Source organism: Mycobacterium sp. RTGN5 (assembly GCF_033804465.1).
Taxonomy (GTDB): Bacteria; Actinomycetota; Actinomycetes; order Mycobacteriales; family Mycobacteriaceae; genus Mycobacterium.
This window is the reverse complement of sequence record NZ_JAPZLA010000001.1, coordinates 1975448-1988216: the sequence shown is the minus strand read 5'-3', so window position 1 is coordinate 1988216 and position 12769 is coordinate 1975448. Positions and strand designations below refer to the sequence as shown.

Here is a 12769-nt window from a genome sequence, read left to right as displayed (position 1 = left end):
GAACAAGTTTCGTTCACCCAAAGCGCCTCGCCGACGCGATTACAGTCACCCCGTGGGGTCTGCATCGTTGACACAAGCGCGTCAGAACGGCACGCAATCAGGCGATGTCGAGTGAACACCGCTCCGCACTCTCCCGATGACTCCAACAACGATGAATGGCAGTTTTTTCGACGAATCGGCATCGTCGTCGCCGAACGGCGAACCGAAGACTGGACGTGGGCACTTCGCTCCGGGCAAACCATGACGGCCAACGCCGGCGATTGGGCTGTCCAAGACACCACCACCGGACACACGTGGTCGGTGCGCGACGACATCTTCCGCTCACGCTACGAAAACGTCGGCGGCCGAATCTGGCGGCGGCGCGGCACGGTCAGAGCGCGGCCTGCGCGTGACGGTGAAGTTGTCGACACCCTCGAAGGCCGCGTAACCACCTCCGCCGGCGAATGGTTGGTGCTTGGCGAGCATGGCGATCGATGGCCAGTCCCCGGCGACGAGTTCGCGCGGCGATACGACGGGCCATTTCCGGATTAGGCTTATCGCATGCCCGACGACGGCACCGTGACGATGGCGCCCGGTCTCACCGACGATGAGCTGGCGCGCATCGAGAGCGAGTTCGGTTTCGAGTTCGCCGACGACCACCGATCATTTCTGTCTTCTGGTCTGCCGACTGGGGATTCATGGCCCGATTGGCGGGACGCACCGCGCCGGAGCCTGCAACAGCGATTGCGGCTGCCCGTCGAAGGAGTCCTGTTCGCGGTCGAGTGGCGGGAATTCTGGGGTGCGGAGTGGGGTGCGCGCCCGGCCCGGATGAAGGACGCGTTGCGCAGCGCCAAGTACCACCTGGCGCGGGTGCCACAGCTGGTGCCGGTGCATTCGAATCACTATCTTCCCGCCGGTCGGGGTACCTTCGGCCATCCGGTTCTATCGGTGTATCAGACCGACGTAACACTCTGCGGCACCGACCTTTCCGCCTATATCGAGGGCGAATTCGGGCAGGTTACGCCCGGAGCATCGGATGCGCCGACGTCGACGGTGCCGTTCTGGTCCCACCTGATCGGCTAGATGCTGGTCCACACTCCGAGGGTGTAGGACGTCATCGACAGTGACCCGTAGGCACTTCCGTCGGTCAGCACGTCTACCCCGCTGCCGTCCGCGGCAGCCAGGCCCGCGAAGTACAGCATTGGCAGGAAGTGATCCGGGGTGGGCACCGCGGCGGCGTAGTCGGCATGCTCGCGCAGCCGGACGGCGTTGGCAGGGTCATTCAGCAGCTGCGTGCGAGCTTCGTCGTCGAAGCGCTGAGCCCAGTCAAAAGCCTTGTCCCCCAACGCCGGATCCATGGCCCCGAGATTGTGGACGATGTTCCCGCTACCCAGGATCAGCACTCCGCGCTCGCGCAGCGCCGTCAGTTTCGCGCCCAGCTCGAGGTGGTACTCCAGCGGCTTCTCGGCGTTGATGGCCAGCTGCACCACCGGCACCGACGCGTCCGGGAACGCGTGCACGAGCACCGACCAGGTGCCGTGGTCGATGCCCCAGCTGTCGACGTCGGCACCCACCCAGGTCGGCTCGACCACGTCGGCGATCTCGTCGGCCAGCTCGGGCAATCCCGGTGCCGGGTACTGCACCTCGAAGAGCTCGGCGGGAAAACCGTAGAAGTCGTGGATGGTCCGCGGCACGGCCATCGCGGTGACCGCGGTGGCGTTGATGTACCAATGCGCGCTGACGACGAGGATCGCCCGCGGCCGCGGCACCGCCTGCCCGAATGTCCGCCACGCGGCGGTATAGCGATTGTGTTCCACGGCGTTCATCGGGCTGCCGTGCCCGATGAACGCTGCCGGCATGAGTGCGGTCATCGTCGGCCGCGCTCGACCTTGCCCGGCTTGCGGGCGACCTTGCCCGCGGCGGCGCGGGCGGCCTGCTTGGCGAGGGTCTTCTCCCGTGCGGTGCGCTTCGGCGCCGGCTGGGCCGGCCCCCGCGACGAACCGGGTTTGCGGCCCCGCACGATCCCGGTGAACTCCTCGACCAGTGCCGACGGTGGCCCTTCCGGGAAGGCAAGCGCGACGACGCATGTCGGCGCGTCGGCGATCGGTCGATACGTGAGGTCCTTGCGGTGATGCAGCCGGGCCAGCGACTGCGGCACGATGAGCGCACCCATTCCCGCGGCGACGAGTTCTATTGCGTCTTCGGTGGTTTCGGGCCGGTGGCCCGCCGGGGTGCCCGGGGCATCCGTCCAGGCGACGACGTCATCGAGCGGCAGCACTATCGGCTCACCGTCGAGGTCCGCGGAGGTGATCTCGTCGGCTGCGCTGAGAAGGTGATCGGTGGGCACCACCGCCACCGTGGTCTCCTCGTAGAGCGGGATCACGGCCAGCGCGGAGGTGTCGGTCGGCAGTCGGAGCAACGCGACGTCGACGATCCCGGCCCGCACTTTGGCGGCGGCGTCGGCCGCGGCGACGGCGCGCAACGTCAGCGGGATGTCGGGGTGGCGCTCGGCCCAGGTCCGCACCCATTTCGCGGGCGTCCCACCGGGGACGTACCCGACGGTGAGCGAGGGCTGGGTCACCGCATCAGGCTACCGATAGGCTCAGCGCATGAGCAGGCCTAACGCGCAGTCCATGAAACCCGCCACCGCGGCAAAGAAGTTGGACGTCTACCTGCCCGCGACGCCCGCGGAGTTCCAGGAGAACCCGACCACCCGCGACGAGCTGGCCGCGCTGCTGGCGGACCCGCCGCAGTGGCTCAAAGACCTCCGCAAGAACGGGCCGCACCCGAAGAACCTGGTGGCAGCCAAGTTGAGCGTGTCGATCGCCGGCCTCGCCCGCGGCGGTGTCACCGATGCGCTCACCACCGAGCAGATCGATGCGCTGCTCGCGGAGAAGCCGGACTGGCTGATCGCCGAGCGTGAGAGCTACCAGGCGGTGTTGGCCGAGGAGCGCCGGGTCAAGGCGCTGCAGGCCAAGAAGGCTCATTGAGTCAGAACTGAGGGCGAAGAATCCGCCAAAACATCGCTCTCAGTTCTGCCTCAATGCCGCAGGCTTTGTAGCACTACAACATGCAGCTGACGCAACCCTCCACCTCAGTGCCCTCCAGCGCCATCTGGCGAAGCCGGATGTAGTACAGCGTCTTGATTCCCTTGCGCCAGGCGTAGATCTGCGCCTTGTTGACCTCGCGGGTATCGGCGGTGTCCTTGAAGAACAGCGTCAGACTCAAGCCCTGGTCCACGTGCTGCGTGGCCGCGGCGTAGGTGTCGATGATCTTCTCGTAACCGATCTCGTACGCATCCTGGTAGAACTCCAGGTTGTCGTTGGTCAGATACGGCGCCGGGTAGTAGGCCCGGCCGATCTTGCCTTCCTTGCGGATCTCGATCTTGGAAGCCACCGGGTGAATCGAGCTGGTGGAGTGGTTGATGTAGGAGATCGAGCCGGTCGGCGGCACCGCCTGCAAGTTCTGGTTGTAGATGCCGTTGGTCTGCACCGACTCCTTGAGCCGCAACCAATCCTCTTGCGTGGGAATGCGAATGCCCGCATCGGTGAACAGCTCGCGCACCCGCTCGGTCGCCGGCTCCCACACCTGCTCGGTGTACTTGTCGAAGAACTCACCGCTGGCGTACTTCGACTTCTCGAAGCCCTTGAACGTCGTCCCGCGCTCGATGGCGATCTTGTTCGACGCCCGCAGCGCGTGGTAGAGCACCGTGTAGAAGTACATGTTGGTGAAGTCGACGCCCTCTTCGGATCCGTAGTAGATCCGTTCGCGCGCAAGGTATCCGTGCAGGTTCATCTGCCCGAGCCCGATGGCGTGCGAGTCGTTGTTGCCCTGCTCGATCGACGGCACCGACCAGATGTGCGTCTGGTCGCTCACCGCGGTCAGCCCGCGGATAGCCACCTCGATGGTCTGCGCGAAGTCCGGCGAGTCCATCGCCTTGGCGATGTTCATCGAACCCAGATTGCAGGAAATGTCCTTGCCCACCTTGGAATACGACAGGTCCTCGTTGAACTGCGAGGGCGTCGACACCTGCAGGATCTCCGAGCACAGGTTGCTGTGGGTGATCTTGCCGTCGATCGGGTTGGCCCGGTTCACGGTGTCCTCGTACATGATGTACGGGTAGCCCGACTCGAACTGCAGCTCGGCCAGCGTCTGGAAGAACTCGCGAGCCTTGATCTTGGTCTTACGGATCCGGCCGTCGTTGACCATCTCGTGGTACTTCTCGGTGACCGAGATGTCCGCGAACGCAACGCCGTAGACCTTTTCGACGTCGTAGGGCGAGAACAAGTACATGTCCTCGTTCTTCTTGGCCAGCTCGAAGGTGATGTCGGGAATCACCACACCCAGCGACAGCGTCTTGATGCGGATCTTCTCGTCGGCATTTTCCCGCTTGGTGTCCAGGAAGCGGTAGATGTCGGGGTGGTGGGCGTGCAGGTAGACCGCGCCCGCACCCTGACGCGCACCGAGCTGGTTGGCGTAGGAGAACGAGTCCTCCAGCAGCTTCATGATCGGGATGACGCCCGAGCTCTGGTTCTCGATGTTCTTGATCGGCGCGCCGTGCTCACGAATGTTGGTCAGCAGCAACGCAACTCCACCACCGCGCTTGGACAGCTGCAGCGCGGAGTTGATCGAGCGTCCGATCGACTCCATGTTGTCCTCGATGCGCAGCAGGAAGCAGCTCACCGGTTCGCCGCGCTGCGCCTTGCCCGAGTTGAGGAATGTCGGGGTGGCCGGCTGGAAGCGGCCGTCCATGATCTCGTCGACCAGGCTCTCGGCCAGGGTGGTGTCACCGGCGGCCAGCGTCAGCGCCACCATCACCACGCGGTCCTCGAAACGCTCCAGGTAGCGCTTCCCGTCGAAGGTCTTCAACGTGTACGAGGTGTAGTACTTGAACGCGCCGAGGAAGGTCGGGAACCGGAACTTCTTGGCGAAGGCGCGATCCAGCAGCGACTTGACGTAGTTGCGCGAGTACTGGTCGAGAACCTCACGCTCGTAATAGTTCTCGCGAAGCAGGTAGTCGAGCTTCTCGTCCTGATTGTGGAAGAACACGGTGTTCTGATTCACGTGTTCGAGGAAGTACTGGCGAGCCGCCAAGACGTCCATGTCGAACTGGATCTTGCCGTCCTTGTCATACAGGTTCAGCATCGCGTTGAGCGCGTGGTAATCGGTCTCGCCGGGCAACGCGTGCCCGGAAGTCGTTACAGGCTCTGCAGCTGTGACTGAAGGTGCCACGTGTCCTCGTCCTCCCAGAAATTTGCCAATTCCGCACGGACGGCTTCCACGTCCTCTGCGGTTCCCATTAATTCGAAGCGGTAAAGAAACGGCACCTCGCACTTGTGCGAAACCAGCCTGGCTGCGAAGCAGTACTCGGCACCGAATTGGGTATTGCCTGCCCCGATCACCGCGCGGATGAGGGACCGATTGTGCGGATTATTCAAAAATGCGATGACCTGCTTGGGCACATACCCCTTGGCGTCCAGATGCGGGCTGTCTCCCCTGCCCCTGCCGTAGGTCGGTAGGAGAAGGACATAGGGCCCGTCCACCTCGATGCGCTCGTGCAGGGGAATCCGGATGGCCGGGACGCCCAGCTTCTGCACGAAACGGTGGGTGTTCTCCGAAACGCTGGAGAAGTACACCAACCGCTCCGAGCCTGCCAAGCTCGGGCCGCCATCCGGATTCATCACTTCGCTCCTCGTGGCGCCCGGACTGCTAGGCGCTTACTGCGGCACCGACGAGGGCGTTGATCCGGTCGGGCCGGAAGCCTGACCAGTGGTCACCGCCGGCAACCACGACCGGCGCCTGCAGGTAGCCCATCGCCATCACGTAGTCGCGGGCTTCGTCGTCCTCGCTGATGTCGACGACGTCGTAGGCCAGCCCCTGCTTGTCGAGGGCTTTGTAGGTCATGTTGCACTGCACGCAGGCGGGCTTGGTGTACACGGTGATGGTCATCTGCGAATGGCTCCTCAGCGAAACATGGAGATGGACTCAAGACGGTTACGGGATGGTCTGTGCGCAGGCACTCATAATCTTTCAGCGCGCTGTCGGACCTCGAAATTCCTGGCTGGCGGAGCCGCTCGGACCGACATCTCAGCTTCGGTTCCGGCGTTCCGGCGGCCCCGTAACTCTCGGGTCTGTCGGCTTGTCGAACACTACACCTGGTGTCCGACAGCGAGAAGAGATACCACATGTTCTGAATAACAATTGTGAAATTCCCTGGTCGTGAGCCCCTCCGTGCGGCCTCGCTCGGCGTGTCGCATGTCACAACACGCCGGACGACACCGGCTGTGCCTAGGTGTACCAGCGGGCACCGACATCGACGGCCGATCGCGCCGCCAAACACCCCATGAACAACCGCAGATAGCAAAACCGCCGGCGCGACGGCACCGGCGGCTTTACGAGCTTTGGGGACGCGGTCAGCTCACCTCGGCGGCGAGCTTGCCGACCACGTCGCGCACCGCAGCGGCGACCTCGGCGTTCTCGCGCGGGTGCTTGCCGTCGAGGGACTTGGCCGGCACCGACAACTTGACCGACTCCACCACCCGAGGCCCCGCGACCCCGAACGACTTGCGGGTCTCATCTTGGGCCCACACCCCGCCGTACTGGCCGAACGACGCTCCGATCACCGCCAGTGGCTTGCCCTTCAGTGCGCCGTTGCCGAACGGCCGCGACAGCCAGTCGATGGCGTTCTTCAGCACACCCGGGATGGTGGCGTTGTATTCCGGCGTCACGACGAGGGTGGCGTCAGCCTGCGCGGCGGCCGCCCGCAGTGCCACCACCGCGGCGGGTGCGTCCTCGGTGTCGATGTCTTCGTTGTAGAACGGCAGGTCGCCGAGCCCCTCGTAGATGCTCAGCGTGACGCCGTCGGGCGCCGCCTCCGCGGCCAGCTCGGCGAGCTGGCGATTGACCGATGCCGCTCGCAAGCTGCCTACCAGCGTCAGAACCTTGATATCCGCCATGTCCGCAATCCTCTCAGTCCTCCGAGATCCTCGCACGCCACAACCGGACCACGGTCCGGTTTATTTCCCGCTGAGCTAAAGTGTGGGGGTGAGCGCGATCGAGCGAGCCAACGAGCTGCCGGTTTCCACGCCACAAGAACGCGGCGACGCCGCCCGCAACCGGCTTCTCCTGCTCGACGCCGCCCGCACCCTGATCGCCGAACGGGGCGCCGACAACGTCTCGATGGACGATATCGCCGCAGCGGCGGGCGTCGGCAAGGGCACGGTGTTCCGTCGCTTCGGCAGCCGCGCCGGGCTGATGATGGTCCTGCTCGACGAGGACGAGCGCGCCATCCAGCAGGCCTTCCTCTTCGGGCCGCCACCGTTGGGCCCCGACGCCCCTCCCCTGCAGCGACTGCTGGCCTTCGGCCGCGAACGGCTGCGTTTCGCCCAGACCCATCGCGAGCTGCTGTCGGAAGCCAACCGGGATCCCGATACCCGCCACAGCGCCCCGCTCGCGGTGATGCACACCCATATCCGGGTACTGCTCGACGCCGCGGGCACCACCGGTGATCTCGACGCGCAGGCCGACGCGCTGCTGGCGCTCCTGGATGCCGACTACGTGTCCCATCAACTCGATCGCGGCCGCACCGTGGACGCCCTGGGTGACGCCTGGGACAGCGTCGCGCGCAAGTTGTGCGGGAGATGACCGCGCCGGCTCCCAGCGACTGGGTCCTGCACGTGGACCTCGATCAGTTCCTGGCCTCCGTCGAATTGCGCCGCCATCCCGAACTGGTCGGCCTGCCGGTAATCGTCGGCGGCAGTGGCGATCCCACCGAACCTCGCAAGGTCGTGACGTGCGCGTCCTACGAAGCTCGCGGGTTCGGGGTGCACGCCGGGATGCCGTTGCGCAGTGCCGCTCGCCGCTGCCCGGACGCGACGTTCTTGCCGTCCGACCCGGCCGCTTACGACGACGCATCCGATCAGGTGATGGGCCTGCTGCGCGATCTCGGCCATCCCGTCGAGGTGTGGGGCTGGGACGAGGCCTACATCGGGGCCCGGGTCGACGATCCGGTGGAACTGGCCGAGCGGATCCGCACGACGGTCGCGGCCGAGACCGGGCTGGCGTGTTCGGTGGGCATCAGCGACAACAAACAGCGCGCCAAAGTTGCGACCGGCTTTGGCAAGCCCGACGGGGTCTACACCCTCACCGACGCCAACTGGATGGAGGTGATGGGCGCCCGCCCGGTCGACGCACTCTGGGGCGTGGGGCCCAAGACCACCAAAAAGCTTGACAGCCTGGGCATTACATCGGTGCGGCAGCTCGCCCACACCGATGCCGAGCTGTTGACCGCGACTTTCGGGCCGCGCACCGGGTTGTGGCTGTTACTGCTGGCCAAGGGCGGCGGGGACGCAACGGTCAGCGCCGAACCGTGGGTCCCCCGCTCCCGCAGCCACGTGGTGACCTTCCCGCGCGATCTGACCGAACGCGCCGAAATGGACGCCGCCATCGTCGATCTCGCCCGCCAGGCCCTCGCCGACGTGGTGGCCCAGTCGCGCATCGTCACACGCGTGGCAGTTACGTTGCGCACCAACACTTTCTACACGCGAACCAAGATCCGCAAACTCGACGAGTTGAGCGTGGACGCCGAGGTGATCACCGCCGCGGCACTGCGGGTGCTCGACCTCTTCGAGCTCGACCGCCCGGTGCGCCTGCTTGGGGTGCGCCTCGAACTCGCGCCGCTCTAAGCGATTTCGGCGCGGAAACCGCCGCTAGGCGAACGAAAGCGCGCCGAAATCGCTCGGGGTTTCAGCTGGGCGGGGTGAAGGTCGCGCTGCGCGGTCGCAGCGCACGGGTGAAGAACACGTTGACCCGCCGCATCGCCACGCTGTAGGGCCACCACGCCAATCGCTTGAATGCGTAGAGGGCGCGGATATCTGGTGACGTGTAGATCAGAAAGCGGTTCTTGGTGATCCCGGTCAGGATGTTCTCGGCGACCTTCTCCGGCGTCACCGCGTGGCCGCTGAACAGCCTGATCCACCGCTGCACCTTCGGGTGGTCCCGATCGACGCCGACGATCTGCACGGTGTGCACCAGGGGCGTGTCGACCGCGCCGGGCACCACCAGGGAGACGCCGATGTCATGACGGTGGAGATCGAAGCGTAAGACTTCCGAAAGTCCGCGCAGCCCATACTTACTCGCGCTGTAGGCGGCGTGCCAGGGCAGGGCGACCAGGCCGGCGGCCGAGGAGACGTTGACCAGTTGACCACCCCGACCCGCGGCGACCATCGGCGGCAGGAAGGTCTCGATGACGTGGATCGGGCCCATCAGGTTGACGTCGATCATCGACCGCCAGTGCCGGTGCGTGAGTTGTTCGACGGTGCCCCATGCCGAGATCCCGGCGATGTTCATCACGATGTCCATCGCCGGATGGTGGGTGTGGATGTCGGCGGCGAATCCGGCGACCGCGTCGTAGTCAGCGATGTCGAGCGCACGATGCGCGGGCACCAGAGCACCCAGCGCGCGGGCATCGGCCACGGTCTCTTCCAGCCCGTCGGCGTTGACGTCGGTCAGATACAGCTCGGCGCAGTCGCGGGCCAGCCGAAGCGCGATGGCCCGGCCGATGCCGCTGGCCGCGCCGGTGATGAACACCCTCTTGCCCGCGAAGCCGTCAGCCATGGACTACTCGCCGACCTGCCCGCCCCAGAGCGCGTGCAGCCAGAGCTTCTCGAGGATGCGCACCGCGTTGTCCATATCCCGATTGGGCCCGACGAACGCCGAGTCACCGGCCAATGTGAAAGCCGTTGTCGCCGCGAGAGTTCGAACCAAACCGCGGAGGTCGTCGCTGATCGGCGACGCGGTGCCGTTGTGCAGCTCGGCCTCGACGATCGGCACGATCTGGTTGACGACCGATTCGTTGTAGGCGTCGAGAATTTCCCGGATCTCGGCGTCGGTGTGGCGTGCGGCGTTGCACGCCGACATCACCGGGTCATTGTGCGCGTAGACCGCCGCGGCGCTGCGCACCATCCGTTCGGCAAACGCCGTCGGCGTCTCCTCAGCGCCACGCGGGGCGAAGGACTGGGTGAGCTCCTCCAGTTCGTGCTCGGCCTCGCCGACGATATGGGCCAGCACGGCGTACTTGGAGTCGAAGTAGAAGTAGAAGCCGGATCGGGCCACACCGGCCCGGTCGCTGATCGTGCTGACCGACAACTCGGCGAACGGTTTCTCTTCGAGCAACTCGCGCACGGCCTGGACGATGGCGTGCCGCTGCTTGTCGCCGCGCCGACGGGGCGCCTCGACGGGTTCCTGCTGGGCGGTCACCCGTTTACCTTGCACCACGCCACCGCTGAAATGAAACTTGACATGCGTCAAGAAAGTTGGCGAGGATGGAGCACATGTGTGGCCCCGGCCACACCCAGCCGGTTGCCCGCCCCCTTTCCCGAGGAGCGTCGATGCCCACGATCACCACCCCGCAATATTTGCTGGACCAGGCCAAGCGCCGCGTCACCACGTCGCCGATGCTGACCCTGCCGGGCATGGGAAAGCTGGAGAAGCGGCTGAATGCCCGCGAGTGGCCCCAGCACCCGATGGCCCAGCCCCCGGCAGGCAGTGACCTGAAGCCCGTGATGGGCGACGGCGGCCTGCCGATCATCGGCCACATGGTGGAGATGTTCCGCGGCGGACCGGACTTCTGGCTGCGCAACTACCGCAAGCACGGTCCCGTCATGCTGCTCGATTCGCCGATCATCCCGACGGTGGCCGCACTCGGTCCCGACGCGGGACAGGCGATCTATTCCAACCGCAACAAGGACTTTTCGCAGCAGGGCTGGACTCCGATGATCGGCGAGTTCTTCAACCGCGGCCTGATGCTGCTGGACTTCGAAGAGCACATGTTCCACCGCCGGATCATGCAGGAGGCGTTCGTCCGGACCCGGCTTGTCGGATACACCGAGCAGGTCGACAAGGTCGTCTCGCAAGTCGTGGCCAACGACTGGGTGGCCAACGATCCGCGCTTCCTGCTCTATCCGGCGATGAAGGAACTCACGCTCGACATCGCATCGATGGTGTTCATGGGCCATGAGCCGGGCACCGACCGCGAACTGGTCACCAAGGTGAACAAGGCGTTCACGGTCACCACCCGCGCCGGCAACGCGATCATCCGGACCGGCGTGCCGCCGTTCACCTGGTGGCGCGGGCTGAAGGCGCGCGAATACCTGGAGGGCTACTTCGAGGAGCGGGTGAAGGAGCGGCGCGGCAAGGACGGCTCGGACCTGTTGTCGGTGCTGTGCCAGAGCGAGGACGAGGACGGCAACAAGTTCTCCGACGAGGACATCGTCAACCACATGATCTTCCTGATGATGGCGGCCCACGACACGTCGACGTCGACAGCGACGACGATGTGCCACTACCTGGCCGCGAACCCCGAATGGCAGGAACGCTGCCGCGACGAATCAGACCGGCTCGGCGACGGCCCGCTCGACATCGAGTCGCTGGACAAGCTGGAATCGCTCGACCTGGTGATGAATGAGTCGCTCCGGCTGGTATCGCCCGTGCAATGGGCGATGCGCCGGGCCGTGCGCGACACCGAGCTGCTCGGTTACTACCTGCCCGAGGGCACGAACGTCATCTACTACCCCGGCATGACGCACCGGCTCGAAGAGATCTACCCCGACCCGTACAAGTTCGACCCGGCCCGGTTCGCCGAGCCGCGCAACGAGCACAAGAAACACCGCTACGGGTTCACCCCGTTCGGCGGCGGCGCGCACAAGTGCATCGGCATGCTCTTCGGCCAGCTGGAGATCAAGACGATCATGCACCGGCTGCTGCGCCGGTACCGGCTCGAGCTACCCCGCCCGGGACACCAGCTGCGGCAGGACTACGGCGGCATGCCGGTTCCGATGGACGGCATGCCGATCGTGCTCCGGCCCCTGCACTGAGGTCTCTCGCGCCGAGATCGACGTTTTGGCGCGATCTACTCGCACTTTCCCGGCGAAATGTCGGTTTGGGCGCAGTCAATCTAGAAGGTCAGGCGGCGAGCAGGCGGTTGGCGCAGGCGATGACGGCGCGCAGCGCCGACTGAGTGGGGTCTTTCGACCAGCCCATCGCCCATTCCTTGCTTCGCCCGTCGCTGCCCTGCACGAACGTCGCGGTGTGCGCGCCGGAGGCCAGCTGGTGGAAGTGCGTCATCTCCACGCCGATCCCCCGCTCGTAGAGCATCGCGGTCAGCGCGGCGACCGGGCCACCGGCGTCGGCGGTCGCGGTCTCGATATGGTCCCCGACGGCCAGCGTCGCGCGGAATCTGCGGGGCTGCGGACCACGCCTGGACACGTCATCGCATTCCCAGGCGCCCAGGCGAACGGGGCCGCCGCTCGGGCTGTAGGTGGCGGTGAACGCGCTCCACGGCATGGCTTCGGCATGCTCACGCAGCCCGACGGGCAGCGGTGTGCAGAAGTGGGGTGACGGTTCAGGGATTGTGGTGCTGTGCGGAGTCATTGAATCGGTCTTCTCGTCGAACGGAGGCTGACCGACGTCGTAGTTTCGACCCACAGCGGGGGGTCGGTCTGGATCAGACCCCGCTGCGGGTAGCTACTACGACAAGCGCACGATGCACGTTCGCGATGCTAGACCTCGCCGCACGGCGCATGCAAACGAGTTATGCGAGCCGGGCCGTTCATGCCCTATCGTCCGCATAAGCTTTCGACGCAAAGGAGTTCATATGTGCTATCCCGTTGAGTGCCCGCGCTGTCACAAGACCACCTGGGAAGGGTGTGGCGAGCACGTCGACCAGGTGATGCGCGAGGTGCCACCGGCCCAGCAGTGCAGCTGCGAACGGGCCGACCAGCCGCAACGCTGA

General features: G+C 65.5%; 16 protein-coding genes. 7 read left to right on the top strand and 9 right to left on the bottom strand.

Features of this window, described 5'->3' with window-relative positions:
* The first annotated feature begins 111 nt into the window (after positions 1 to 111).
* Together SLQ31_RS09715 and SLQ31_RS09710 are read left to right on the top strand one after the other, a co-directional pair.
* A complete protein-coding gene (locus tag SLQ31_RS09715; RefSeq protein ID WP_319431824.1) occupies positions 112 to 531 on the top strand; it encodes a hypothetical protein in 420 nt (139 codons plus the stop codon).
* Between the two features lie 9 nt (positions 532 to 540).
* Positions 541 to 1062 carry a hypothetical protein gene (locus SLQ31_RS09710; protein ID WP_319431822.1) on the top strand — a complete coding sequence of 174 codons (522 nt, stop codon included), beginning with the start codon at positions 541 to 543 and terminating at the stop codon, positions 1060 to 1062.
* Here the strand turns inward: SLQ31_RS09710 and ygiD are convergent.
* Together ygiD and SLQ31_RS09700 are read right to left on the bottom strand one after the other, a co-directional pair.
* Entirely contained in the window at positions 1059 to 1850 is a 792-nt protein-coding gene (ygiD, locus tag SLQ31_RS09705; RefSeq protein ID WP_319431820.1) for a 4,5-DOPA dioxygenase extradiol, read from the bottom strand. The two genes, SLQ31_RS09710 and ygiD, sit on opposite strands and share 4 nt — an antisense overlap.
* The gene (locus SLQ31_RS09700) at positions 1847 to 2560 is read right to left on the bottom strand and encodes a LysR family transcriptional regulator substrate-binding protein (protein WP_319431818.1); all 714 of its coding nucleotides are present in this window, start codon (positions 2558 to 2560) and stop codon (positions 1847 to 1849) included. The genes ygiD and SLQ31_RS09700 overlap by 4 nt, the downstream gene beginning before the upstream one ends.
* A 28-nt stretch (positions 2561 to 2588) precedes the next feature.
* On the opposite strand from SLQ31_RS09700, the gene SLQ31_RS09695 reads away from it, so the two are divergent.
* The gene (locus SLQ31_RS09695) at positions 2589 to 2969 is read left to right on the top strand and encodes a DUF5997 family protein (protein ID WP_319431816.1); all 381 of its coding nucleotides are present in this window, start codon (positions 2589 to 2591) and stop codon (positions 2967 to 2969) included.
* Positions 2970 to 3042: 73 nt separating this feature from the next.
* Here SLQ31_RS09695 and nrdE read toward each other — a convergent pair whose 3' ends face one another.
* The 4 genes from nrdE to SLQ31_RS09675 all read right to left on the bottom strand — a co-directional run bounded on the left by nrdE (position 3043) and on the right by SLQ31_RS09675 (position 6935).
* Positions 3043 to 5160 carry a class 1b ribonucleoside-diphosphate reductase subunit alpha gene (nrdE, locus tag SLQ31_RS09690; protein WP_319431814.1) on the bottom strand — a complete coding sequence of 706 codons (2118 nt, stop codon included), beginning with the start codon at positions 5158 to 5160 and terminating at the stop codon, positions 3043 to 3045.
* Positions 5161 to 5177: 17 nt separating this feature from the next.
* Positions 5178 to 5660: a class Ib ribonucleoside-diphosphate reductase assembly flavoprotein NrdI gene (gene nrdI, locus SLQ31_RS09685; protein ID WP_413641650.1), complete on the bottom strand. Its 483-nt coding sequence runs from the start codon at positions 5658 to 5660 to the stop codon at positions 5178 to 5180.
* Positions 5661 to 5688: 28 nt separating this feature from the next.
* Positions 5689 to 5928, bottom strand: coding sequence for a redoxin NrdH (locus SLQ31_RS09680; protein ID WP_319431811.1), 240 nt, complete (start codon positions 5926 to 5928; stop codon positions 5689 to 5691).
* A gap of 464 nt (positions 5929 to 6392) precedes the next feature.
* Complete coding sequence (locus tag SLQ31_RS09675; RefSeq protein WP_319431809.1) at positions 6393 to 6935, bottom strand: NADPH-dependent FMN reductase; 543 nt, start codon at positions 6933 to 6935, stop codon at positions 6393 to 6395.
* Positions 6936 to 7023: 88 nt separating this feature from the next.
* Between SLQ31_RS09675 and SLQ31_RS09670 the strand changes: the two genes are divergently transcribed.
* Complete coding sequence (locus SLQ31_RS09670) at positions 7024 to 7623, top strand: helix-turn-helix domain-containing protein (protein ID WP_319431807.1); 600 nt, start codon at positions 7024 to 7026, stop codon at positions 7621 to 7623.
* Complete coding sequence (locus SLQ31_RS09665; protein ID WP_319431805.1) at positions 7620 to 8663, top strand: DNA polymerase IV; 1044 nt, start codon at positions 7620 to 7622, stop codon at positions 8661 to 8663. The genes SLQ31_RS09670 and SLQ31_RS09665 overlap by 4 nt, the downstream gene beginning before the upstream one ends.
* A gap of 61 nt (positions 8664 to 8724) precedes the next feature.
* On the opposite strand, the gene SLQ31_RS09660 is transcribed toward SLQ31_RS09665, so the two are convergent.
* Both SLQ31_RS09660 and SLQ31_RS09655 read right to left on the bottom strand, forming a co-directional pair.
* Entirely contained in the window at positions 8725 to 9594 is an 870-nt protein-coding gene (locus SLQ31_RS09660; RefSeq protein WP_319431803.1) for an SDR family oxidoreductase, read from the bottom strand.
* A 3-nt stretch (positions 9595 to 9597) separates the two neighbouring features.
* On the bottom strand, positions 9598 to 10236 hold the full coding sequence (locus SLQ31_RS09655; RefSeq protein WP_319431801.1) for a TetR/AcrR family transcriptional regulator: 639 nt from the start codon (positions 10234 to 10236) through the stop codon (positions 9598 to 9600).
* 131 nt (positions 10237 to 10367) lie between these two features.
* On the opposite strand from SLQ31_RS09655, the gene SLQ31_RS09650 reads away from it, so the two are divergent.
* Entirely contained in the window at positions 10368 to 11852 is a 1485-nt protein-coding gene (locus SLQ31_RS09650; RefSeq protein ID WP_319431799.1) for a cytochrome P450, read from the top strand.
* 88 nt (positions 11853 to 11940) lie between these two features.
* Here SLQ31_RS09650 and SLQ31_RS09645 read toward each other — a convergent pair whose 3' ends face one another.
* Positions 11941 to 12408, bottom strand: coding sequence for a homocitrate synthase (locus SLQ31_RS09645; RefSeq protein ID WP_319431796.1), 468 nt, complete (start codon positions 12406 to 12408; stop codon positions 11941 to 11943).
* A gap of 223 nt (positions 12409 to 12631) precedes the next feature.
* On the opposite strand from SLQ31_RS09645, the gene SLQ31_RS09640 reads away from it, so the two are divergent.
* Positions 12632 to 12769: a hypothetical protein gene (locus SLQ31_RS09640; protein ID WP_319431794.1), complete on the top strand. Its 138-nt coding sequence runs from the start codon at positions 12632 to 12634 to the stop codon at positions 12767 to 12769.